The organism is Chryseobacterium sp. HNCC26DJ241, from assembly GCF_057180505.1.
Genome location: NZ_JBXUGL010000012.1, coordinates 57,761 through 79,279, shown reverse-complemented (window position 1 = coordinate 79,279; position 21,519 = coordinate 57,761). Strand labels below are relative to the sequence as shown.

26 protein-coding genes are annotated in these 21,519 nt (G+C 32.6%); 14 read left to right on the top strand and 12 right to left on the bottom strand.

Translation table 11 applies throughout. The features are described 5' to 3' along the window. The first annotated feature begins 109 nt into the window (after positions 1-109). Together AC2A1C_RS07995 and AC2A1C_RS07990 are read left to right on the top strand one after the other, a co-directional pair. Positions 110-490 (top strand): RidA family protein, encoded by a 381-nt coding sequence (locus AC2A1C_RS07995; RefSeq protein ID WP_484025063.1) that lies wholly within the window; start codon positions 110-112, stop codon positions 488-490. Beyond that, positions 490-939 (top strand): hypothetical protein, encoded by a 450-nt coding sequence (locus tag AC2A1C_RS07990; RefSeq protein ID WP_484025061.1) that lies wholly within the window; start codon positions 490-492, stop codon positions 937-939. Before AC2A1C_RS07995 ends, AC2A1C_RS07990 begins: the two co-directional genes overlap by 1 nt. Positions 940-991: 52 nt before the next feature. Here the strand turns inward: AC2A1C_RS07990 and AC2A1C_RS07985 are convergent, their stop codons facing one another. Then, complete coding sequence (locus tag AC2A1C_RS07985; RefSeq protein WP_484025067.1) at positions 992-2,512, bottom strand: Do family serine endopeptidase; 1,521 nt, start codon at positions 2,510-2,512, stop codon at positions 992-994. A gap of 307 nt (positions 2,513-2,819) precedes the next feature. Here AC2A1C_RS07985 and AC2A1C_RS07980 point away from each other — a divergent pair, with 307 nt between their 5' ends. The 5 genes from AC2A1C_RS07980 to guaB all read left to right on the top strand — a co-directional run bounded on the left by AC2A1C_RS07980 (position 2,820) and on the right by guaB (position 7,439). After that, positions 2,820-3,329 (top strand): sigma-70 family RNA polymerase sigma factor, encoded by a 510-nt coding sequence (locus AC2A1C_RS07980; RefSeq protein ID WP_484025059.1) that lies wholly within the window; start codon positions 2,820-2,822, stop codon positions 3,327-3,329. Beyond that, positions 3,304-3,975 carry a hypothetical protein gene (locus tag AC2A1C_RS07975; protein WP_484025058.1) on the top strand — a complete coding sequence of 224 codons (672 nt, stop codon included), beginning with the start codon at positions 3,304-3,306 and terminating at the stop codon, positions 3,973-3,975. Before AC2A1C_RS07980 ends, AC2A1C_RS07975 begins: the two co-directional genes overlap by 26 nt. 14 nt (positions 3,976-3,989) lie before the next feature. Then, positions 3,990-5,273, top strand: a complete 1,284-nt coding sequence (locus AC2A1C_RS07970; protein ID WP_484025056.1) for a DUF4252 domain-containing protein — start codon at positions 3,990-3,992, stop codon at positions 5,271-5,273. Positions 5,274-5,285: 12 nt separating this feature from the next. After that, complete coding sequence (locus tag AC2A1C_RS07965; protein ID WP_484025054.1) at positions 5,286-5,816, top strand: DUF4252 domain-containing protein; 531 nt, start codon at positions 5,286-5,288, stop codon at positions 5,814-5,816. Between the two features lie 162 nt (positions 5,817-5,978). After that, on the top strand, positions 5,979-7,439 hold the full coding sequence (gene guaB, locus AC2A1C_RS07960) for an IMP dehydrogenase (protein WP_484025052.1): 1,461 nt from the start codon (positions 5,979-5,981) through the stop codon (positions 7,437-7,439). 61 nt (positions 7,440-7,500) lie between these two features. Here the strand turns inward: guaB and AC2A1C_RS07955 are convergent, their stop codons facing one another. Together AC2A1C_RS07955 and AC2A1C_RS07950 are read right to left on the bottom strand one after the other, a co-directional pair. Then, positions 7,501-8,187, bottom strand: a complete 687-nt coding sequence (locus AC2A1C_RS07955; RefSeq protein ID WP_484025051.1) for a T9SS type A sorting domain-containing protein — start codon at positions 8,185-8,187, stop codon at positions 7,501-7,503. A gap of 5 nt (positions 8,188-8,192) precedes the next feature. After that, the gene (locus tag AC2A1C_RS07950; RefSeq protein ID WP_484025049.1) at positions 8,193-8,783 is read right to left on the bottom strand and encodes a phage tail protein; all 591 of its coding nucleotides are present in this window, start codon (positions 8,781-8,783) and stop codon (positions 8,193-8,195) included. Positions 8,784-8,982: 199 nt separating this feature from the next. Between AC2A1C_RS07950 and AC2A1C_RS07945 the strand changes: the two genes are divergently transcribed. Continuing rightward, positions 8,983-9,429, top strand: a complete 447-nt coding sequence (locus AC2A1C_RS07945) for a DUF6759 domain-containing protein (RefSeq protein WP_484025047.1) — start codon at positions 8,983-8,985, stop codon at positions 9,427-9,429. A 12-nt stretch (positions 9,430-9,441) separates the two neighbouring features. Here AC2A1C_RS07945 and AC2A1C_RS07940 read toward each other — a convergent pair whose 3' ends face one another. Then, positions 9,442-11,307 (bottom strand): AAA family ATPase, encoded by a 1,866-nt coding sequence (locus tag AC2A1C_RS07940; RefSeq protein WP_484025045.1) that lies wholly within the window; start codon positions 11,305-11,307, stop codon positions 9,442-9,444. 101 nt (positions 11,308-11,408) lie between these two features. Next, the gene (locus AC2A1C_RS07935) at positions 11,409-12,482 is read right to left on the bottom strand and encodes a DUF4407 domain-containing protein (RefSeq protein WP_484025043.1); all 1,074 of its coding nucleotides are present in this window, start codon (positions 12,480-12,482) and stop codon (positions 11,409-11,411) included. 196 nt (positions 12,483-12,678) lie between these two features. On the opposite strand from AC2A1C_RS07935, the gene AC2A1C_RS07930 reads away from it, so the two are divergent. From AC2A1C_RS07930 to AC2A1C_RS07920, 3 genes are all read left to right on the top strand, one after another. Further along, the gene (locus tag AC2A1C_RS07930) at positions 12,679-13,089 is read left to right on the top strand and encodes a hypothetical protein (RefSeq protein WP_484025041.1); all 411 of its coding nucleotides are present in this window, start codon (positions 12,679-12,681) and stop codon (positions 13,087-13,089) included. Between the two features lie 142 nt (positions 13,090-13,231). Next, positions 13,232-13,573 carry a hypothetical protein gene (locus AC2A1C_RS07925; RefSeq protein ID WP_484025040.1) on the top strand — a complete coding sequence of 114 codons (342 nt, stop codon included), beginning with the start codon at positions 13,232-13,234 and terminating at the stop codon, positions 13,571-13,573. Positions 13,574-13,588: 15 nt separating this feature from the next. Beyond that, on the top strand, positions 13,589-13,939 hold the full coding sequence (locus tag AC2A1C_RS07920) for a hypothetical protein (protein WP_484025039.1): 351 nt from the start codon (positions 13,589-13,591) through the stop codon (positions 13,937-13,939). Positions 13,940-13,980: 41 nt separating this feature from the next. Here AC2A1C_RS07920 and ruvC read toward each other — a convergent pair whose 3' ends face one another. Together ruvC and AC2A1C_RS07910 are read right to left on the bottom strand one after the other, a co-directional pair. Further along, positions 13,981-14,535: a crossover junction endodeoxyribonuclease RuvC gene (gene ruvC / locus AC2A1C_RS07915; RefSeq protein ID WP_484025037.1), complete on the bottom strand. Its 555-nt coding sequence runs from the start codon at positions 14,533-14,535 to the stop codon at positions 13,981-13,983. 66 nt (positions 14,536-14,601) lie between these two features. Continuing rightward, on the bottom strand, positions 14,602-15,510 hold the full coding sequence (locus tag AC2A1C_RS07910) for a peptidase associated/transthyretin-like domain-containing protein (protein ID WP_484025035.1): 909 nt from the start codon (positions 15,508-15,510) through the stop codon (positions 14,602-14,604). A 123-nt stretch (positions 15,511-15,633) separates the two neighbouring features. Here AC2A1C_RS07910 and AC2A1C_RS07905 point away from each other — a divergent pair, with 123 nt between their 5' ends. After that, positions 15,634-15,960, top strand: a complete 327-nt coding sequence (locus tag AC2A1C_RS07905) for a PadR family transcriptional regulator (protein ID WP_484025033.1) — start codon at positions 15,634-15,636, stop codon at positions 15,958-15,960. Further along, complete coding sequence (locus AC2A1C_RS07900; protein ID WP_484025031.1) at positions 15,957-16,694, top strand: hypothetical protein; 738 nt, start codon at positions 15,957-15,959, stop codon at positions 16,692-16,694. Before AC2A1C_RS07905 ends, AC2A1C_RS07900 begins: the two co-directional genes overlap by 4 nt. 25 nt (positions 16,695-16,719) lie before the next feature. Here the strand turns inward: AC2A1C_RS07900 and AC2A1C_RS07895 are convergent, their stop codons facing one another. The 4 genes from AC2A1C_RS07895 to AC2A1C_RS07880 all read right to left on the bottom strand — a co-directional run bounded on the left by AC2A1C_RS07895 (position 16,720) and on the right by AC2A1C_RS07880 (position 20,083). Then, positions 16,720-17,664 carry a hypothetical protein gene (locus AC2A1C_RS07895; protein ID WP_484025030.1) on the bottom strand — a complete coding sequence of 315 codons (945 nt, stop codon included), beginning with the start codon at positions 17,662-17,664 and terminating at the stop codon, positions 16,720-16,722. Positions 17,665-17,677: 13 nt separating this feature from the next. Beyond that, complete coding sequence (locus AC2A1C_RS07890; RefSeq protein WP_484025028.1) at positions 17,678-18,568, bottom strand: peptidase associated/transthyretin-like domain-containing protein; 891 nt, start codon at positions 18,566-18,568, stop codon at positions 17,678-17,680. 224 nt (positions 18,569-18,792) lie between these two features. Continuing rightward, entirely contained in the window at positions 18,793-19,254 is a 462-nt protein-coding gene (locus AC2A1C_RS07885) for an NAD(P)H-dependent oxidoreductase (RefSeq protein ID WP_484025026.1), read from the bottom strand. A gap of 25 nt (positions 19,255-19,279) precedes the next feature. Then, a complete protein-coding gene (locus tag AC2A1C_RS07880; RefSeq protein ID WP_484025024.1) occupies positions 19,280-20,083 on the bottom strand; it encodes an enoyl-CoA hydratase/isomerase family protein in 804 nt (267 codons plus the stop codon). A 98-nt stretch (positions 20,084-20,181) separates the two neighbouring features. Here AC2A1C_RS07880 and AC2A1C_RS07875 point away from each other — a divergent pair, with 98 nt between their 5' ends. Then, positions 20,182-20,592: a winged helix-turn-helix transcriptional regulator gene (locus tag AC2A1C_RS07875; RefSeq protein WP_484025022.1), complete on the top strand. Its 411-nt coding sequence runs from the start codon at positions 20,182-20,184 to the stop codon at positions 20,590-20,592. A 313-nt stretch (positions 20,593-20,905) separates the two neighbouring features. Here the strand turns inward: AC2A1C_RS07875 and AC2A1C_RS07870 are convergent, their stop codons facing one another. Further along, positions 20,906-21,505 carry a hypothetical protein gene (locus AC2A1C_RS07870; RefSeq protein ID WP_484025020.1) on the bottom strand — a complete coding sequence of 200 codons (600 nt, stop codon included), beginning with the start codon at positions 21,503-21,505 and terminating at the stop codon, positions 20,906-20,908. Between the last annotated feature and the right edge of the window lie 14 nt (positions 21,506-21,519).

The window sequence follows — 21,519 nt, the reverse complement described above, 5'->3', positions numbered from 1 at the left end:
ACTTGCGAAAATGTCTGAAACTTTTCAATAACAGTTTAGAGATTTTAAAAAATCCAAATTTTGTACAAAAAAATTAATAGTTTTGTACATTAAGATTTTAAAGATAAAAGTGAAGAAAATAATATCTACTCAAAATGCACCTGCTGCAATCGGCCCTTACTCACAGGCAAACCTTATCAATGGTGTTCTCTATATTTCCGGGCAGATTCCACTGAATCCTGAAACAGGGAAATTAGTGGAAGGTATAGAAAAAGAAACACATCAGGTTATGAAAAATCTTAAAGCTATTCTTCAGGAAGCAGGAATGGACTTTAAAAATGTAGTAAAGGCTACTATTTTTCTAAAAAACATGGATGATTTTGCAGTGATGAATGATATCTATGCATCTTATTTGGATTCTGAAAATTATCCTGCCAGAGAAACAGTTCAGGTTTCTTGTTTGCCGAAAAATGTAGATATTGAAATATCAATGATTGCACATCAGTTTTAATGAATTTTATACGAAATACAGTTGGTGTACTAATAGGTTTGGCAGTAGCATTTCTAATAATTACTGTTGGGATACGCCTTGATACGGATTGGATTACCTATGATGAGTTTGCACCTTTTAAACATTGGGAGAATTTTTTAAAATCGGTAGAATACAAACCTTATTTTTTTGTAGCACTTCTTATCTCTTCAGGAATTGCATCTACAGTAGGTGGTGTAGTTACAGCAATTATTGTAAAATATGCAAAGGTGGCTTATGCAATTCTGATAGGTTTTATCTTACTGTTTATTGCGATGTTAGATATCATTATTTTTCCTTATCATCCTACTTTTTACAAAATAATTATTTTCCTTATATTTTTCCCTTTTGCGTGGATTGGTGGAAAAATTACCGAAGTCATTTATGAAAGGAAAAGAAAAAGAAAGCTAAAAGAATTACAACAAAAATAAAACGCAACTATTTATTAGCTGCGTTTATTTTTTGTTTAATTGTTGAATTATATTAAGGCATTTTAAATCCTTTGGTATAGATCCTTCCGTATTCATCTACAAATTTTACCTGAACATTTCCTTTGTAGTCTTCAAGGATTTTTTCTATATCCTTTTGAGAATTTACAGGCTTACCGTTTATTTCTATAATGATATAATTATCTACGATTCCAATTTTCGCCATTTCGCTTCCGGTTTCTACATTTTTGGCTATAACACCGCTGTTTAGTCCATAATCAGTTTTGAAACGATCACTTAATGGTTCAAATTCTGAACCTATTTTTTCAGTTACGGAAAGATCAGATTTACTTCTGAAAGATGTGTTTCCTTTTTCGTCTTTTAACGTTACATTGGTTGTATTTTCTTTTCCGTTTCTGGAATAGGTTACGGCAACTTTATCTCCTTGTCTTCTGCTTCCGATTGCAAATGAAAGATCAGCATAACTGTCAATTGATGTATTATCAATTTTTGTGATAATATCGCCAACTCTTATTCCAGCATCTTCTGCACCTCCATTTTTGGTAATATCGGTAACGTAAACTCCGCTTCCGGATTTTAAATTAGCTTTATTTTGTTGGTTGTATCTCATTACCTGAACATCATCCGAAAGATCCAAAGCACCCACTCCAAGGAAACCTCTTTGTACTAAACCGTATTTTTTGATATCTTCTACTACTTTTCTGGCAAGATTGGAAGGTACTGCAAAACCATATCCTTCATAATATCCTGTATTGGAAGAAATAGCAGAATTGATACCGATAAGTTCTCCATTAGTATTCACTAATGCACCTCCGGAATTTCCCGGATTGATAGCAGCATCGGTTTGGATGAAGCTTTCAATTGGCGTTCTGGATTGTCTGCTTAAGATATCAATACTTCTTCCTTTTGCAGAAACAATTCCAGCTGTAACTGTAGAATTAAGACCAAGCGGATTTCCAACTGCTAAAACCCACTGTCCAACTTCCGTATTATCAGAATTTGCAAAATTTAAATAAGGAAGACCTTTTTCTTCAATCTTTAATAAAGCAATATCTGTTGTAGGATCTGTACCTACAAGAGTTGCGATATAGGATTTTTTATTGGAAAGAACAACTTCTAATTTATTTGCATTAGCAACAACATGATTGTTGGAAATAATATAACCATCAGGAGAAATAATAACACCCGATCCTAAAGCTGACGGCATATTTGGAGGAGTCTGCTGTCTTTGCTGGTTTCTGTTCCCATTTCCGAAGGGATCTCCGAAAAAGAAATCAAAAAGATCTTCATTGGAAGAACTTCTAGCCTGATTGCTCGAATAATTTTTAATAGTAACCACAGCAGGAACTGTAGTTTTTGCTGCTTTTACAAAATCATCGCCTATTGCAGCGCTGTTCAATCCTGCAAATGCAACATTGTCTTTTGCCTGATGAAAATATGAAAAATCTTCACCGCTGTTTCCGTGATTAAAATAACTGATCGCACCAAATGTAGTAGCTCCGGAAATAATCCCGACAAAAGCATAAGGCATTAATTTTTTGAAAGTATTTTTCATCGTAATTGTTATGATTTTATTTTCCATTTTCTAAAACAAATTTAATGCTAAATAAGTATTCAGGTAAAACAGAACGTTTCAGATTTAACGAAACTTTAACAAGAATTATAAATTTTTAAAAATCTTTTTACGGTTTTTGCTCTTTTTTGCAGCATTATTAAAAATTGAGGAGTGACAAATTGACACTCAAAATCCTTCTATACAAGGCAAATGTAATACTCAATTTTATTTTTTTGAAAAAATTTAAAATAAGATGTAATAAATTTCAGAACTTAGTTGTCTTACTATCAGAAAGCGATAATCAATTATGACACAAGAATTATTCAGAGATTCGATATTTACTCTCAAAGATGAGATGTATCGTTTTGCGAAAAAATTCGTGATGAGCAGTGATGAAGCGGAAGATATTGTTCAGGATCTGATGATGAAATTTTGGCAGACCAAAGAAAAACTCGCAGAATATGGAAACCTGAAATCTTTTGTAATGAAATGTGTGAAGAACGAATGTCTGAATCGTTTGAAACATAATGATGTAAAAATGGCTTTCGCAGAAATGCACATCCACAGAAGTGAATTGTACAAGCCGGAATTCAATAATTTGAAAGAACATATTATAGGTTTTATCAACCAGCTTCCGGAAAAACAAAAAACGGTAATTCATCTGAAAGATGTGGAAGAATACGAAATATCGGAAATTTCCGAAATAATGGAAATGGAAGAAAATGCGGTAAGAGTAAATCTGATGCGTGCCAGACAAAAAGTAAAAGAACAAATTACAAAGCTAATGAGCTATGAAAAAAGACAAATTTCAGAATAAGTATAATGAAATCTTTCAGGAAATGAAAGAAGAAAAAATGAATTGGGATTTTGAAGATTTTCTGAAAAATGCAGAAGTGCAATCGGATAAAGAAAAAATACAATCTGAAGCTCCAATTATTTCAATTTCAGGAAGCAAGAAGCCGATTGTTCCAAAGGGTTTTTGGATGGCTGCAAGTGTGATTTTACTCTTTGGAATTGTTTTCGGAATTAAAGAATGGAATTCTGAAGGTACAATTGAAAATCAAAATAATCTGGTGCAAAACCAAATCAAAGACAAAAAAAATGATATTTTAAGAGGAAGTGATATTGCTTATCATAACCCAGCCGATTCAATACGATCCAAACCCGATAGCCTGACTCATGATTCTCAGACCAATGAAGTGAGCAATCCTGAAAAAGTAATGGATCAGATAATTCCGAAAAGAGGAAGAATTCAAAAAAGTAAAAAACAAAGATTAGCATATCAACCGAAAAAAGAAAACGCAACACAATATGAAGATGACTTCGTAATCGTTAATGGCCATAAAATAAAAAACGAAGAAGAAGCAATAAATGTAACCAAGTATTCTTTCCAGATACTTTCGGATAAAGTAACAAAAACTATTGCTTCAAGTGTAGTACAGGAAAATCCTATTGAAAATTAAAAAAAATTAAAACAATGAAAAAGACATTATTTATATTCGCACTGTTCTTCAGCTATTTCTTCAATGTAGCTGCGCAAAAAGAAAAACTTGAACAACTTTTCGATAAATATCAGGAAACGGAAGGTGTAACCTCCATAAAGATTTCCAAATCCATGTTCGGAATGCTGAACAAGCTGGATATAAAAGATTCTGAACTGGATCAGATCAAACCATTACTTAGCAAAATTCAGGGACTTAAAATTTTAATCATTGAAAAACCGGAAGAAAAAGATGCTTCAAAACCACTTTCGTTTTATGAAAATCTGGGTAAAGAAATATTAACTTCTGTAAACAATCTGAAATATGAAGAACTGATGACTGTAAACAGCAAAGGAAGTAAAATAAAATTTCTTTCTTCTGATGCATCAAATGGAATTCTGGACAATTTACTTCTGAACATTAGTTCTAAAGATAGTACCGTACTTATGATGTTGGATGGGAAAATTTCTATGGATGATGTGAATAAACTCATTAACGAAGCACAAAAAGATGACTTTAGTTTTGGTAATGAGACTAAAACAACCTCTTCCTTTTCTTCCCATGAAGATTATAACGACAACAAATCTTCCAATTCCGAAGAAAGGAATGTAGGTAAATTTTCAGGAATTGAAGCGTCTACAGGTGTGAAAGTTAATTTTACACAATCCAACAATCAGAAAGTGGTGGTAGATACTGATGCCGGAATGCTGCAATATATTATGACAAAAGTAGAAAATGGAGTACTTAAAATTTATATAGACAGTAAGGGAAAAAATAATTTGAAAATCAAAAAAATTCTGGTAAATGTGGAAGCTCCTCGTTTAGAAAAAATCAGAACTTCGTCCGGAGCTCATTTTACAGCCCTTAATACTGTGAAAGAAGATAACTTTGATGTTACTGTAGAATCCGGTTCTTCACTTAATGCTGATTTGCAAGCTGATAACACTATTTCTATTAATGCTACTTCCGGCTCCGATATGAAAGTAGACATGGAAACTTCAAATTTAACTTTCAGCGGAAATAGTGGTTCTTCTGCCACACTTACAGGAAAAGCGGATAAGATAAATTATACACTTTCCAGCGCAGCTTCTTGTAACGCACAAAATCTTGAAGGAAAAAATGTGCAGACAAATGTAACTTCAGGAGCAAGCATAAAAGTAAGAGCCACAGAAAGCCTCAGTTCTGTAACATCTTCAGGAGGAAATGTAAGATATGCAGGAAAACCAAGAAACTTTACTGCAGATAATTCAAGTGGAGGAAGCACAAAATCTATTGACTAAAAAAACATAAAAATGAAAACTCTTTTTAAACTTACAATTTTTGGAATCATTCTGTTTTCTTTACAATCGTGTATTGTTTCCAAGCATCCGAATATATCTTTTTTTGACAATCCTTATTATAATTCCGGGAATGCAAAATTTACCAGTGTGAATGTTCCGGTTTGGCTCGCAAAACCTTTTGTGAAAAGAGCATTGCGTGAAGATGGAGAAAGTGAGGAGGTGATCAATCTCGTGAAAAAAATTAAAAAAATAAGAGTTCTTACTGTAGAAAATGGTAATAAACAAATGCTGGCAGATTTTGCCAAATATTTAAATAAAAATAATTATCAGGATTGGGTGACGGTAAAACATGAAGGACAAAATGTAAACATACAAGCGTTGCAAGATGGTGATAATATCAAAAAATTAATGATCCTTGTAAATTCTGATAAAGAACTTGTTTTTGTAGATGTGAAAGGCAAGTTTACAACAGAAGATATTTCAAAACTGATAAATGAAGCAAATAAAAAAGAAGTGGCAAGCAATTCTACATCAGAAGAATAATTAAAAGTTTAACATTATTATATTTAAAGTTGCGTTCAGTATGGATGCAACTTTTTTGAATTTCCCAAATACTTGAAAGCAATTTAAATTAATTTTTCATTAAATCAGATATAGCATTTTCAGAATTCGTCAAAAAACTATAATTTTGCAAAGAAAGTAAAGATGTCTATTCACAGCAAAATTGTAGAGCACGCCATCACTTTCGATGACGTACTCTTAATACCTTCTTATTCTGAAGTATTACCGAATCAAGTTTCTTTAAAATCAAGACTTACCGACAAAATTACGCTGAATGTTCCCATCGTTTCCGCAGCAATGGACACGGTAACAGAAGCTGATTTGGCGATTGCATTGGCAAGAGTCGGAGGTTTGGGATTTATTCATAAAAATATGCCGATTGCTGAACAAGCAGCTCAGGTAAATAAAGTAAAACGTTCCGAAAATGGAATGATTGCCGATCCGGTTACGCTTTCCAAAGATCATACATTAGCAGAAGCTAAGGATTTAATGAAGGACTTTAAAATTTCCGGACTTCCTGTTGTAGATGCGGAGAATAAATTAATTGGAATTATTACGAACCGTGATGTGAAATATCAGGAAAATCTCAATATGAAAGTGGAGGAACTGATGACTACAGAAAATCTAATTACTTCCGGGAGAGATACCACATTGGAAACGGCAAAAAAAATCCTTCTTGAAAACCGTGTGGAAAAACTCCCTATTGTAGATAAGGATTATAAACTAGTAGGATTGATTACCATAAAAGATATTGATAATCAACTTGAATATCCCAATGCAAACAAAGATCAAAACGGAAGACTGATTGTAGGAGCAGGAATTGGAGTAGGAGAAGATACTATGGAAAGAATTGAAGCACTAGTAGAAGCAGGTGTAGATATTGTTGCCATTGATTCTGCTCATGGACATTCCAAAGGAGTTTTAGATAAAATTTCTGAAATCCGTAAAAAATTCCCTGATTTAGATATTGTTGGAGGGAATATTGTAACAACAGAAGCAGCAAAAGATTTGATAAATGCAGGAGCTAATGTTCTGAAAGTAGGAGTTGGGCCGGGTTCTATCTGTACAACAAGAGTAGTTGCAGGAGTTGGAATTCCGCAGCTTTCCGCTATCTACAATGTTTATGAATATGCAAAAACTAAAAATGTGGCAGTAATTGCAGATGGAGGAATCAAACTTTCAGGAGATATTGTAAAAGCCATTGCTTCCGGAGCAAATGCCGTAATGCTTGGTTCTCTTTTTGCAGGAACGGAAGAAGCTCCGGGTGAAGAAATTATTTTCCAAGGAAGAAAATTCAAATCGTATCAGGGAATGGGAAGTTTGGCTGCTATGAAACGAGGAGGTAAAGAAAGATATTTCCAAAGTGAAGCTAAAAAATTTGTTCCGGAAGGTATCGAAGGAAGAGTTCCGTATAAAGGAAAACTGGAAGATGTGGTATTCCAATTAACAGGCGGAATCCGTGCCGGAATGGGTTATTGTGGAACAAAAGATATTGAAACTTTGCAGAAAGATGGAAAAATGGTTCAGATTACCGGAAATGGTTTGAAAGAATCTCACCCTCATGATGTAATCATTACACAAGAAGCTCCAAATTATTCTTTATAAAAACTAAAATCCGCCTCACAATCAATTTATTTGTGAGGCGGATTTTTTATAGGGTAAGAATTTATTTTTTGATAAACTTGAATTCGTAGGTTTGATCGTTCTTGCTTTTAATTCTTAACAAATAGATTCCTGCTGTAAAATTAGAAACATTTATTTTTTTGGTAAATTTTTCAGCTTTCATCAATTGTCCGTTCATGGTATAAATACTAAATGTATCAGCATCTTCAATACCTGAAATGGTAATAATATCAGAAACAGGATTAGGAAAAATCTGAATTTTCTTTTCTGAATTTTCTGAAACACCTAAAAAAGAAGAATGAACATCGCCTGTCATGGTAGAATTAGTAGAAGTTAAATCTCCACCACAAGCTCCGGTAGTTACACTGGTATTTTCTACCCATGTACCGAAAATATTACTTGGTGGATTAGAAGCGGTGCTATTTCCTGTAGAATTATAGTAAATCAAATATGGGTTTACAAAATTTCCGTTGCCAGAATCTGCTAAAAATTCCCATCTGTTTTGGGTATTATTCCATTTTATTTGGAATTCACACGTTCCTAAACCTCCACAATCTTGTGCTCCATCTACTGGAGTGGTAATGTATATGCCTTTAGAGTAGCTGTCTGTACCCGTCTTATTGAATGTAAAATTTTGATTTTCAAATAAATTTGTACATCCTTTGAAAGTGATCGTTTGTGAAAACAATGCATTTCCAAAAATCAGGCATGCAAAATATAGAAATTTCATGACCGTTAATTTTGTGTAGGAAAAACTCCCTGCAATGCAATAATGCATTTTAAAGTAATGTAAGGCTGCCTGTTTTCATGCGGTTGGTTTCCTCCGGTTGGAGAGACCATGGAAGAACTCATTGTTGTGTTGGCTGCTGCATTAGAATATTCTTTATCTAAAATTTTGGTATCAGCAGGAAGTCCATTTGTGGGAGTGTTCAGATTACCTTCTGATGTCACTGCATTTACAGTATGAGTGTGAGAAGGCATTTGATTCTGCGTTAGAGTAACGCTTTCCATACCTCCCATTTGTCCCATTGTATAATCACTGAGACCCGACCCTTGTCCATTAGAGACCAATACTCTTCCTCTCATATCAGGAAGTGCAAAAGTGGTAACACCATTTCCTCCATAAGTTGTACCTAAAAGAGCAAAAAGAGCCTGGTTTTGTGAAATTGGAAGCAAAGATCCGTCGCATTCATGCCAATATCTTGGTGTGAAACTGTAAGGTACAAAAGCAATCTGTCCGATGAAAGGTTCTGTAGCTTGCGCTTTTAATGCTGAATTTGAAATCAAGCTGGCCAAAAAGGCAACAAATAAAATAAAATTTTTCATAGTAATTGTTTTTAGTGTATTAAAGTTAAGAAATATTTCATTTATATTTACTTAAAAATATTTAAAAATAATTTTGAAAAATTTAATAAAAAATCATTATTTTAAAAATATTCATATGATAGTGGTTTTTTTGAGTTTTATGATGTATATGGAATTGTAATTTTTTGATTAACTTCCCTAATGTTATTTAGAAATTCAAATGAAAAATATATTTTCTATCCTGAAGATTCTGTATTTGACTTATTTGCTAATGATTTTGATAGGATGTACACCAATGAATTCAGGAAAAAATTCAGGGATACCAACTCCGGTTTCGGAAAAAGCAGAGTTTGAAGAACTGATGAAGAAAGATGCGATAGGTAAAAATCAACGTGCTGCGGAAGCTGTTAATCAATTTTTGAATGATAATCCTTCAGATCCACAGGCTGCAATTCTTTTGACAAACAATACGAATTGCAATATCATTGTCAGAATTTCAGGAAAAGGAAAAAATTATACTATTCCAATAGAAAGAAATAAGCTGAATTATATCGTTTTGGATAAAGGAAGTTACACTTTTAAGTCCAATCTCTGCAAGGCAAAATATAATTCAAGCAAAACTCTTACGGAAAGTGTAGAAATCAATATTTCTGAAAGTACATATTAGTTTTGAATAAAGTTATTGTATATTCAGTTTTCTATTATAATCAAAAATATGAAGGAAACCTTCCTCTTTAATGCTCACGTTAAGCCCGAATTTCTTTCCCGTATTCATGATTTCTTTTGGAGTCATATCTCCTTTTTGAGACAATTCTTTGCTTAAATCTATAAGTAAAGGTTTATTGCTTTCCAGAAGAAGTGTGGTTTCCTTTACCAGTTTTTTCATAAGATTTTCTACAGATTTATCCGTAACTTCCTGAAGCATTCTATGCTGATAATCTTCCATGCTGTAATTGACCTGAAAATTTTCTTCAAAACCATATTTCCTTATAAAGTCTGTGGCAAGAATAGTAGCTTGTTCTCTGTCATGGCTTCTTCCGATACTTGCTTTTTCTTCTCCGAAAATGATTTCTTCTGCGATTCCTCCTGCAAGATAAATTTTAATTTTATTCAGAAGATTTTCCTTTGTGTCATGAATCTGATGTGGAAATGTAAAACCTCCTGCATAGCTACTCGCAAGTTTGCTTTTTAATTGCAGTGGTGCGAAATTTGTCAATAGCATATATACAATTGCGTGTCCAGATTCATGCACACTAATATTTGCAACGGCATCTTCCAGATTTGATTGGCGGATTTTATCAATTCTTCCCAAATATGGAATTTCTATTAATGTTTTTCCGATTTTGCCGAGGATCTTTTTTTCATTTTCGGAATATTCAATCTCAATACTTTTTTCATTTTTAATAATTGCTTCCAAAAGAAGTTTACTAAGATTAGAATCCAAAATATCAATAACACTACTGAAAACAGGACGAACTCCTTGAACAGGAAATACGCCATTTCTATATATTAGTGCATTTATACTTTTGTCGATTTTCAGCTTTACTCCGAATTTTTCATTTGTTTCTTTAGTTAGCCTTCGTACTTCTCTATCAATTAATTTTTCAAAATCTGTTTTTCGTAAAGAATTGTATATCAAATGGATATTTCCGAATCTTGCTACTTGTTCCGGACGAAATTTTCGGGTAAGTGCATTTTTGATATCCACTACTGTAATTTTTTTTGTAAAAGCGTGGAAAATATCAGCATCTACATCCGCTTCACTGGTTTGTCCCGCCATTTGAAAAGCTTCATCCAGATTTCCGCTAATGATAATCAGCATTTTGCTGTAGTTCACGGGTTCGTAGATTTTTTTTTCTTTTTGCTTTTTCAAAATCAGTTTTACCATATCATCTTCGGTCATATCCGTCAAACTGAGAACATCTTTTTCTATGCCCAGTATTTTCTTCAATTCTTTTGCATCCCACATATTCAGGAAAGGATTTTCATCAATTTCCCTTTCTCCACTCATTTTTCTCCGTTCGTTCTCTTTTTTTCTGAAAAGATAAGATATGATATAATGTTCCAGATCGTCACGTTCTTTTTTACTAAGTCTTCCGTCGCTTAAAAGTTCCCAAAAATCTGTAAATCGTGTTTGCGGAACAGGCATTCCATTGGGATCCAAAGTATTGAAACGCTGTATTTCGTCAAATAATATAATGCTTGGTTTTTCATCATTCAGATTATTTTTTTCCAAAACATCAGCAACGTTTTTGTTCCAGGTAGTCTCATCGGAATTGCTTAATTCTATTTCTACAAAACGATCCTGATAACTTAGAAATTTTACCATTTTTCTTACCAAATCTGTTTTTCCGACACCTGTCATTCCCCAAAGATTGAGAATAACGGGACGATTCAGTATTTCAGGCATCAAATACCAAACCTGAATATATTCCAGCAGGTCATCAATTATGGTATCAATACCAATAAATTGTTCTTTTAAATGTTTTTTGCAAAGGTCAAGTGTTTTTTTTCTTTCCTGAATTTTTGTAGTATCAATATTCATATTTTTTCAGCTCTGCGTTTTTTTTTGAGGGTTTAAAGATAAAAAAACTTCACACAAATTCTAATTTATGTGAAGTTTTTAAAATTATATATGGTTTGCATTTACTCGTTCAGTCTCCTTTTGAAATCATCAATGCGATGATCCGTAAAAGTATTTCCTTTTTCCACTTTTTCTTTTGAGTAAAGTCGGAAATCGTTTTCGGTTTTTTCCAGAAGATAATCATAAGGTCCTACTGATGAGATCAGCTTTACCAAAACCGGAGAAATTTCAAGACAGATGAAAAGTCCCATTATGAAACTTGCCGCCAAAGCTATAATGGCAGAATTTTTTCCCAATTCATCTAAAGCCTGTAATCTTGCTGCAAATCCATTAAATTTATCTTCAAAAGTCTCGGTTTTTGTACGTTCGGTTTCAAGGTTGGTGTATACTTTTGAAACTTCCTTATCCAGATATTCTAATCTTGAAGCCATTTGTTTCTGATAATTTTCCAAATCGGCTTTTCGTTGTTCTTTCAGTTCGGCTTTACGTTTTGCATTTGGGCCATATCCTTCTTTTCCGCTGGTTACTCCGGTTTTAGTTCCCAGAATTTCTTTTTCCAATTCCACAGCAGCAGAATCATAAGAGGCTTGGTATTTGGCAATTTTTTCTGCAATTTGCTTCTTCTCGGTTTCAAAAGGGCCGGATTGCTGAAGGATCCTTCCGTTCATTTCTGCTTGAAGCTGCTTTTTATTTCGTTGGATAATGGTGTTCAATTGCTTATTCACTTCCTTTTCAAAAATTTTCAGTTCCAGAGGTTTGGAAATAATAATTCCTAAAAATGTAGCTAAAACTAAACGAGGAATTGCCATAAGAATCTGATTCCAAGCACCTCCTGTTTTTTTTATGGACGAAACGATGTATCGGTCAAGATTAAAAATCATCAATCCCCATAAAACCCCAAATCCAACCGATGCCCAAAGATTATCAAAAACCGTATACATTGCATATCCGGCAGAAAGTGTTGCAAAAATAGAAGTAAAGAGAACAATTCCTCCAATTCCGGAAAATTTGTTCCATTCACTCGGAGTTTTTTTCAGGATATGAATATTGGCTCCGGAACAGATCATCATAAATTTTTGAAACCAGTTCATTTTGTGATGGATATTGGAAACAGGATTTATATTCTGGTGTTTCATTTCTAAAAATTTTTTAGTTAATGGATATGTTATAAAAAACGTACCAATGTTACAAATAGTATCTGGTTTTACCAAGTAAATATTTTGTGTACATTTTGTAAAACAAATTTACAAATAAAGACATTGTAAATCAGAAATTTATATATTGGTTTTAGATTTGCTCACTTTATATGGTAACCGTTAAAAATGAATCAATATGAAAACGATAATAAGAGTTTTTCTTGCATGTGCTTTCTTATTTTTGGTGTCATGTAAAAAAAATGCCTCGTCAGAAATAGAAAAAGAACTAAGAATAGCAGCAGAAAATATGAATAAAATGACACCTCAAATGATAGATGATGGTATTCGTTTGGATAAAGCTACAGTAGATGGCAGTAAAATATTGCATTATCATTACACTTTTACGGAAGATAATGTTGAGAATGTGACTTCAAAACAAATTTCAGATTTTAAAATTTTGTTGAAACAGGAGGCTTCAAAAGAGGTGAAAACTTCTGATGAAATGAAATTTTTCCGGGACAACGATATTACTTTAAAATATACGTATCACGATAAAAACGGGAAACCTCTTTTTGATTTTGAAATCGCGCCTAAAGATTATAAATGAAAATTTATCCAAAAAAAATCAGAAAATATAGTATATTGCATTTGTTGGAAATAACAATTGAATAGTAATATTGAATTTTGATTAGTCAGTTTTCAAGCCATTGATATTGAGAAATCATACACATCAAAACCATTAATAGACGATGCTGAAAACCGAACTGCATTTTAAAGGAAAAAAAACTACACTTACAGAAGAACATACTGTTTTGATATCTCCGTTACTCGAATTAGTAAAGGAAAATAAAGACAGTAAAGTAAATATTATCATTCCTCATAGTAGTAATAATTTACATATTGTAGATCGTATGATTGCGATTCAGCAATATTTTATCAAAACTTTGTCACTGTCTGAAGATTTTTTTCAGGAATTTGTGTATGAAGTAGAAGGAATTCTAGATGAGAACTCTATTACTCTGCAAGCCGGCTCTACGGAAGAACTTCTCAACGCTTGGAATTTTATCACTCAAAATAATAAACTACCGTAAACACTATTTTAAACTATGGCTTTAAAAGAACTTACCACTACTATGTTACTTCCTAAAGACGCAAAAAATTTGTGGACTTCTTATATGTATGGAGATACACCACTTCCCAACGGAATTGGATTAAACGAAATTGTTGCCAGTTCTACTGCTGTTTTTGAGAATGGTATAAAAGTAATTGGAGGAATCCGAAATTACGGTGATTATATGAATAAATTTTTTGAAGTCTATTATGCAGATGGTAAACAGGTAGAAGGTTTTCCTATCGACACCTCAGATCATCAGGATTTTATGCAAACTGGATATAGATTTTCTATTGAAGGAGATGAAAAGCATGAATATGTGTTGCAAGTAGAAGAGGAGCTGTAATTTTTTACTACAATTTTATTATTGTTGTTTTCTGATTTGCATTATTTTATGCGATCCGGATTTTGTTTTAGAAAAGCAGTCCATCCGGAATAGGATTTTTCATTCTGTAAATTTCCGGAATTGAAATGATGACATACCGCAACCGCCAAACCATCCGAAGCATCCAAATATTTGGTGGGAAATTCCTTTAATTTAAGTAAATTTTGAAGCATTCCGGCTACTTGTTCTTTGCTGGCATTTCCGTTTCCGGTGATTGCCATTTTTACTTTTTTGGGAGAATATTCTGTAATCGGGATGTTTCTATATAAACTTGCTGCCATTGCTACACCTTGTGCACGACCCAGTTTTAGCATACTTTGTACATTTTTTCCAAAAAATGGAGCTTCCAGAGCAACTTCATCGGGATGAAACTCATCAATAAGAGCTAATGTTTTTTCAAAAATATATTTCAGTTTGGTTTCGTGGTTTGGATATTTTTTAAGCAGAAGTTCGTGGATAGAAACCAGTTCCATTTTATTTTTTTTAATGGAAATAATTCCGAATCCCATTACTGTTGTTCCGGGATCAATGCCTAAAATAATTTTTTCCGCTTCCATGAACACAAAAGTATTAAAATCATATAGAATAGCTGAAGAAATACTTGGAAAATGACTTTTTAACTTCTATGATGTGAAAATAACAATCAATCCGTCAGAATTTTCTTTGCCAGAAAGAATTTTTACATATTCTCCATGAAAATAGTATTGTCTAACGGTTTTTTTACCTTCATATAATATTGAGATTTTCTTGTAATTGCTTTTCTTTCCATTAATAAAAACTGTAGGATTGTAATTTTCATTGTATGCAGAAATGCCTCCTGCAATTGGATAACTTCTCCTGATTTTAAAATCTTTTGAGTCATTATTTTTGGAAAGAATTTGATATTCAGAATCGTATCCGAAAAACAAATCATTTTCATCCTGATCTATTTTTACATTAGTAAAACTAAATTCGAAAACATTTTTTTCTTTCACTATATCATTCGGAACTTCCATAGAGAAATTACCATTCTTATCGGTATAAACAGAAATTGTTTTTTCTACGGTAACTAAAGTAACTGTTGCATTCTCTAAAGGCTTAGAATTTTTTTCGTCAACTAATTTTCCTTCAAATAGTGTAAAATTGCTTCCTGTTTTTTCCTTTTCATTAATTTCTTTAGAAGTGTCAGATTGTTTAGTAGTATAAATCTCTTTTACAGATACTGTACTTTGGCTGCAAGCGTTTCCGAAAATTGTTGTAGCCATAGCTACTCCTGCTGCTACTTTGCTATAAGGAAATTTTCTTTGATGAATAGGAACGAAAGTTTCCTCTCTTGTTTCAAATATGGGGCGATCGAGAAAAGATTTTCCGATTATTGCACAAATACTTTCACCCTGATTATGATGAATGATTTTTAGAATTTCACTTTCTGGTTTATTGGTAAGATCCAGAACTGTTTTATTGCAAGAAATACAAAATTTTCCGGAAGCAACTTCCTGCATATTTTCCCAGCTTTCTGAGCAAGGATTGGTAAGTTTTATTTTAGTTGCCATTATTTGATTTTTTTATTAAGATGCAATTTTTACTTGTACGGTTGAGAATATAACAAAAAGTTTTCCAAAATATTTCATACATAAGAAAATTATGTATATTTGTAATACATAAGAAAATGAGGTATGTCCAAAAACAATAAACTTTACAAAGGAACTTTGCAAAACATCATCCTTAAACTTCTGGCTTCGGAAGTGAAAATGTATGGCTACCAAATGACGCAACGAGCAAAAGAACTCACAAAAGGCGAGTTGGAAATGACGGAAGGTGCACTTTATCCTCTTTTGCACAAATTGGAAACCGAAGGAATTATTTTTTCGGAAGTCCAAAATATCAACGGTAGAGATCGTAAATATTATCTTTTGACCGAAAAAGGCAAAAAACAACAAATAGTGCAGGAAGATGAGATGAAAAATTATTTGTTTAATCTCAATACCATTTTTAATATATGATTACTGAAGAACAGGAAAAACAAATTTTCGATTATCTTACAGATAAAAAGTTACCCTTAGATCTTTTATTGGAATTGCAGGATCACATGATTCTGCAAATATCAGAATTTCAAACCAGAGAAAATCTGAATTTTGATGATGCATTCCTGAAAGTTCAGGCTTGCTGGGAAGAAGAACTGCAAATAACAACATATTTAGGTTTCTATCCTAATGGAATACCGGTTATTGCAAAGAAAATGATGCGTGGAAAGTTTAATGCTACTTTGAAAAATTCTTTTTTATTGGTATTGGTGTCTTTTGTATTTAATTTACCTTTGGTATATATTTCAGGTAATAAGGAAAATTACAAAATAATATTTCAGGTTTACAATTCATTGTTTTTAATTGCTCCCATTATAATGTATGCATTGAATTATAAAATTATGAATTATACTTCATCCCATAAAAAACATAAAGGAAAGCTATTTTATACAATGTTCCAGAAAAATATAGAAGGATTAACAACAGGACTTAGTTTTATGGTAAATATAATAGTTGGTCTGCCTGTAAAATTATCCGGATATATCTTTCAATTTTTTACTACTTTTACCATATCAGCTAATATAATTGCTGCAGTCATGAGTCTTTTTATCTTACAGACTATTATCATTTTTGGAATGTTCAATTTCCAGAAGCACAAAAAATCTCTGGAAAAAATTAAGAATTTTCTATCCGTAGGAGCAATATCTGTGTAGTAGTCAAATTTAATGGCAAAAAGTATTATTTTGAAAAAAGTAAATATAATCCATCTTCGGCTTCTTCTCCGGATATGATTTCGGCTTCTTTTTTTGGGAAATAATAGTAATCGTATTTTCGATTTTTTACTTGATAATTTTGAAATTCATCGTAAGAAATTTCTTCACCATCAATAAAGCAGAGAGGTTCAAAAGATCTTTTATAGGCAGTAATTCCACCATCAATAGGATAAGAGCGTTTTATTTCGGTTTTGTACTTTTTAAGATTTTCTTTTGATATTATGATATTTGCTGCATCATAATAATACATTGTTTCGCTAAAAGAATTAGCATCTTCTTTAGGTTTGATAACATCATCAAACTCAAAGCGGATTACGTTTTTTGTTTTGATAATATTTTCAGGAAGTTCTATTGAGAATTCTCCATCATTATTCGTGAAAGTAGAAAATATCTTAGATAATGTCACAAATAAAACTTTTGCATTTACAATTGATTTTTTGTTTTTCTCATCTGTAAGTTTTCCCTCGAAATAAAAAGATTTATTGCTTATTCTGTCGTTATCGTCAAAATCATCATTTTCACTACTGAAGTTTTGTCTAACAATTCCTGTTACATATACTTCTTGTATATCAAGTGTATCTTTTTTAGGTGTAGGATCTTGAGCTTGTATATTTCCTGATAGAGAACTTGCTAAAGCTAAACCGGAAGCTATTTTTATAAAAGGGGACGATTTTTTCTCATAAGGAATTCGTATTTTATGAGTGGTAAGTGGAGCATTCAGTCTTTTTCCCTGTATTCTTCCGCAAATATTTTTTTCACGGTCAATAATTTCCAAAATTTCATCATCCGATTTATGGGTTAAATCCAATACTTTTTTGCTGCACATATCGCAAAACTTTCCTTCAGCAATGTTGTGCATATTTTCCCATTTTTCTTTGCAAGGATCTTGAATTTGGATAAACGTTTTCATTGAGAGAGGATTTTCATTTTGTAAAAGTGATAAAAATATCTTTTACATCTTTGTCATTACTGAAAATATAAACATATTCTTTTGGAATGTAATACAATTCGTATCGATTTTCATAAAGCATCAAACTTTTATTGAAAACCTTATGATTGATTTTATTACTATTTAAAAACACTAAAGACTTTTCGGTAGCATATATAGATGAAATTTCGCCATATTCTTTTTCGGATTCGGAAATGGTTTTCATAGAAATATTTTTATCTGTAATCTCTGTTTTGTCTACTACAATAAAAGTGTTTTCTGAAATTCCATCAGCAACTCCGATGTACAAAAGGTTTTTATTTTTGATCGCATCACTCGGAACTTCTAAAGCATAATTTCCATTGGCATCTGTTTTTGTAGAATATATTTTTGAAACAGTTATTAGTTGTATTGATACAAACCGGAGTGGTTTTTTTGTATCACGATCAATAATTTTTCCGGAAATTTTACTTTTTCCACCTCCTGTTTTTATCTTCTCATCTTTATTATTTACTTGTTGATTCGTTTTTAAAGAAGGCTTTATTTCAGTTTTAATAGTATTTTGTGTTTGAGCAGGAATAGTATTGGTAAGACTTACTGTAAGCAGAATTCCTGCTGCAATTTTTGTAAAGTTTCCACTTCTGTTATTTATATCATTATTAATAACTTCTTCAGGAAGAAGAGGCTCCATCAATTGATGTCTGAATACTCTTCCACAAAATTTTTCATTTTTGTGTTCAAGAACTATTTTATAGATTTCAGAATTTGAAAGGCTACTCAAATCCAATACCTTTTTGTTGCACATATCACAAAACTTTCCTTCAGGAATGTTGTGCATATTTTCCCATTTTTCTTCGCAGGGATTTTGGATTTGGATGAATTTCATTTTGTTTTTTTTATTAAAGATAATTAAAAAATCCCAACAAAAGTTGAGATTTCAATTTTTTGGAAACCTAATTTTGGGTATTCATAATTTATTTAATTAAGAAATATTTGCCAAGTATTTTTATACATGTTTTCCCAAATGGTTTCTATAATTCACCAAATCCTCTTCAATCGTAGGATTTTTGGTAACATCAAAAAAAGCAAATGTTGGTAAAGGTTTTATTCCTAAAAATTCAAAAGATGAGGTGAAAGGTTTACAATATCTTCCAAGCTGTAATTGGCAAATAATTGCCCCTCATTTCCAAATGTTTCTTGTGGAGCATTCCATGTATTCACAATCATGCCTTTGCTTTTCAGGAGACCTCCGGAACCGTATTTTCCGCCATTGTTTCTGCCGTCACCTGCATAAATTTTCCCGTAACTGCTCGTTAAAACAGTGTCTATATACATTTTGGTTTTTGCGGGCATTCCAAACCAGTTGATCGGAAAATGAAAAAGTATGAAATCTGCCTTTGTCCATTTTTCTATTTCCTGCGGAATTTCATAACCATTATCAATCACGGTTTCCGAAACTTCATAGCCTTTTTCTTTCAGAATTTTTACAGTTTCTTCAGAAATTGTTTTGTTGAGTCTTCCTTCAGTAATATGTTCCCAGCGAATATGTCCATTAATGACTAATGCATTCATATGAAATATCTTTTTCTTTTAAAATTTATAAATATTTGGCTAAATTGAGTTCTGCATCGCTATACTGTTGTAGACCTTTGCTAAATAAGTTTTTGATTCTATTGATGGCTTCAGGAGCAGTTAAAGACTCAAAGAAACGAGTTTGGGTTTCCATAATGTGTTCATTTTTAGGATTTACAACTCGTTCATTCATAATGCTTTTGATGGTAGCAATCATATTTTTATCAAAAGAAGCAATTCTTTGGGCAAGATTATCTACAAATTCATCAAGTTCCGCATCAGGTAAAGCACGATTGATCCAGCCATATTTTTCTGCAATTTCTGCGTTGTAATCATCTCCGCTTAAGATAATTTCCAATGCTCTTGCTTTTCCTACCAGCAAAGGAAGACGCTCTAAGCCGCCACCTCCGGGAAATGCTCCGATTCCGATTTCCGGTTGCCCGAAAATGACTTTTTCTTTGCTTGCAAATCTCATATCGAAAGCCTGTACAAATTCGCTTCCCAAACCTCTTGCTCTTCCTCTTATGGATGCAATACTCACGAATGGAGCTTGTTCTAAACGTTTTGCAATATCCGGCCAAGATTTGGAAAGTCCGGTTTTTCCTTCCCCTTTTGGGAAATCAAAAATGTTTACCAATTCTGCATGGGCAATGTAGAAATCCGGATTCCCGCTTTCGAAAATCACTACTTTTAATTCATTATTTTGTTCCAATTCATCGAATAAATCTCTTAACTGAATAGAAAATTCCGGATCGAAAACGTTGATTGGAGGATTGTTCATAATAATTCTCCAATACGATGGACTGATCATTTTTTTTGTGAAAATCATAATTATTTATATTTTTGTTAAGCTATTGCATTTTGCAAGTACAAAGATATAAAGGTAATTGCAATTTGCAAGTACTTTATAAAATAATTTTGTTGAATATGGAAAAAAACAGATCTTCCTGCCCCGTAAGTTGTTCGTTAGAGATTTTGGGAGACAAATGGATGTTGCTCATTATTAGGGATATAATGATTAAAGGCAAGGTTTCGTATAGTGATTTTTTGGTGTCAGAAGAAAAAATAGCCACCAATATTTTAGCTAAAAGATTAAAGATTTTAGAGGCAGAAAATATTTTGGTAAAAGAAGTTTCGACGGCAAATAAATCTAAATTTGAGTATAGCTTAACCCAAAAAGGAGCTGATTTATTGCCCATTCTTATAGAAATGGCAGATTGGGGAAGTACATATTACGAAAACAGCAAAGACAACGAATTAAGCAAAAAAATAAAAACCGACAAATCAGGATTCTTAAAAAGTGTTACCGAAAAGCTGAAAAGCAAGATAAAATCATAAGACAAAAAAATCTCCAGAAACTCCTGGAGATTTTTTTGTTTTTATGTCATTGCGAGGAATGTAGTGAAACGAAAAGACGAAGCAATCTGTAGTTTTTAGATTGTTTTATCCTTTTTCAATAGTTCTTGAAATGACGGCTTACATATTTCTTCTTATATTTATCACCTGCTTCAAAAAATATTTCTGTTATATACATTCACAATTTTTACAGGTAAAGTTTTCGTAGTTGTAAGTGCAATCGTTTTTTAAGTTGTTCATTGTATAAAATTTTAAGTTCATACAATAGACGAATAAAGTTATAAAAAGATGCAAATTACGGTTTCCAGAAGCTCCACACCGTGCCGTTGTATAGGCACAGCATATCGTTAGATAAATCGTAAACCATCATTCCCGGGCTTGGTGCAATTACACTGCTATATTTATCTACCAAAGGGAGGATCATAGCTTTGTTGGTATCTCCTAATACCAATATACCTGTGGTGGTATCCGTTGCAGGATTTCCACCTATCATTACTTTAGCATTAACAAGCTCAGTTTTGGCATCTTGCAGAGAAGAATCTACCGTATTATTAGTAATCCCAGAAATGACATCGGTCTTGTTCTTTACCGTAAGATCAAACCAAGCACCGGATTTTCTGTACTTCACTTTATAATCCGATAGATCAAAAATTAAAGTACCATCTACGGCAGAAGTCATTGCAGCATATGATGCAGTGGGCTGCCCTGCAACGGTAGATACCCAAGGTAAGATGATGCCTTTCTGTTTTGTGGCATCGGTTCTGTCGGGTGCCAAGCCAGAGTTGCCAAACTCTAATGAAACAGAAGTATTGGTAATGTTTGCTTTGTCAATTGCTATCTGTGAGAATGCACAGGTAGAAAGCGATAATAGGGCAATTGTTACTATATTTTTCATTTTATTTTACTTAA

Bases quoted from the DNA above. Each gene is read 5' to 3' on its own strand.
- AC2A1C_RS07950 (WP_484025049.1), bottom strand. From the start codon at position 8,783: ATGAAAAATTTTATTTTATTTGTTGCCTTTTTGGCCAGCTTGATTTCA.
- AC2A1C_RS07900 (WP_484025031.1), top strand. From the start codon at position 15,957: ATGATTACTGAAGAACAGGAAAAACAAATTTTCGATTATCTTACAGAT.
- AC2A1C_RS07940 (WP_484025045.1), bottom strand. From the start codon at position 11,307: ATGAATATTGATACTACAAAAATTCAGGAAAGAAAAAAAACACTTGAC.
- AC2A1C_RS07975 (WP_484025058.1), top strand. From the start codon at position 3,304: ATGAAAAAAGACAAATTTCAGAATAAGTATAATGAAATCTTTCAGGAA.
- guaB (WP_484025052.1), top strand. From the start codon at position 5,979: ATGTCTATTCACAGCAAAATTGTAGAGCACGCCATCACTTTCGATGAC.
- ruvC (WP_484025037.1), bottom strand. From the start codon at position 14,535: ATGGAAGCGGAAAAAATTATTTTAGGCATTGATCCCGGAACAACAGTA.
- AC2A1C_RS07870 (WP_484025020.1), bottom strand. From the start codon at position 21,505: ATGAAAAATATAGTAACAATTGCCCTATTATCGCTTTCTACCTGTGCA.
- AC2A1C_RS07885 (WP_484025026.1), bottom strand. From the start codon at position 19,254: ATGAATGCATTAGTCATTAATGGACATATTCGCTGGGAACATATTACT.
- AC2A1C_RS07925 (WP_484025040.1), top strand. From the start codon at position 13,232: ATGCTGAAAACCGAACTGCATTTTAAAGGAAAAAAAACTACACTTACA.
- AC2A1C_RS07905 (WP_484025033.1), top strand. From the start codon at position 15,634: ATGTCCAAAAACAATAAACTTTACAAAGGAACTTTGCAAAACATCATC.
- AC2A1C_RS07990 (WP_484025061.1), top strand. From the start codon at position 490: ATGAATTTTATACGAAATACAGTTGGTGTACTAATAGGTTTGGCAGTA.
- AC2A1C_RS07935 (WP_484025043.1), bottom strand. From the start codon at position 12,482: ATGAAACACCAGAATATAAATCCTGTTTCCAATATCCATCACAAAATG.
- AC2A1C_RS07955 (WP_484025051.1), bottom strand. From the start codon at position 8,187: ATGAAATTTCTATATTTTGCATGCCTGATTTTTGGAAATGCATTGTTT.
- AC2A1C_RS07910 (WP_484025035.1), bottom strand. From the start codon at position 15,510: ATGGCAACTAAAATAAAACTTACCAATCCTTGCTCAGAAAGCTGGGAA.
- AC2A1C_RS07945 (WP_484025047.1), top strand. From the start codon at position 8,983: ATGAAAAATATATTTTCTATCCTGAAGATTCTGTATTTGACTTATTTG.
- AC2A1C_RS07970 (WP_484025056.1), top strand. From the start codon at position 3,990: ATGAAAAAGACATTATTTATATTCGCACTGTTCTTCAGCTATTTCTTC.
- AC2A1C_RS07920 (WP_484025039.1), top strand. From the start codon at position 13,589: ATGGCTTTAAAAGAACTTACCACTACTATGTTACTTCCTAAAGACGCA.
- AC2A1C_RS07985 (WP_484025067.1), bottom strand. From the start codon at position 2,512: ATGAAAAATACTTTCAAAAAATTAATGCCTTATGCTTTTGTCGGGATT.
- AC2A1C_RS07980 (WP_484025059.1), top strand. From the start codon at position 2,820: ATGACACAAGAATTATTCAGAGATTCGATATTTACTCTCAAAGATGAG.
- AC2A1C_RS07880 (WP_484025024.1), bottom strand. From the start codon at position 20,083: ATGATTTTCACAAAAAAAATGATCAGTCCATCGTATTGGAGAATTATT.
- AC2A1C_RS07930 (WP_484025041.1), top strand. From the start codon at position 12,679: ATGAAAACGATAATAAGAGTTTTTCTTGCATGTGCTTTCTTATTTTTG.
- AC2A1C_RS07875 (WP_484025022.1), top strand. From the start codon at position 20,182: ATGGAAAAAAACAGATCTTCCTGCCCCGTAAGTTGTTCGTTAGAGATT.
- AC2A1C_RS07895 (WP_484025030.1), bottom strand. From the start codon at position 17,664: ATGAAAACGTTTATCCAAATTCAAGATCCTTGCAAAGAAAAATGGGAA.
- AC2A1C_RS07965 (WP_484025054.1), top strand. From the start codon at position 5,286: ATGAAAACTCTTTTTAAACTTACAATTTTTGGAATCATTCTGTTTTCT.
- AC2A1C_RS07890 (WP_484025028.1), bottom strand. From the start codon at position 18,568: ATGAAATTCATCCAAATCCAAAATCCCTGCGAAGAAAAATGGGAAAAT.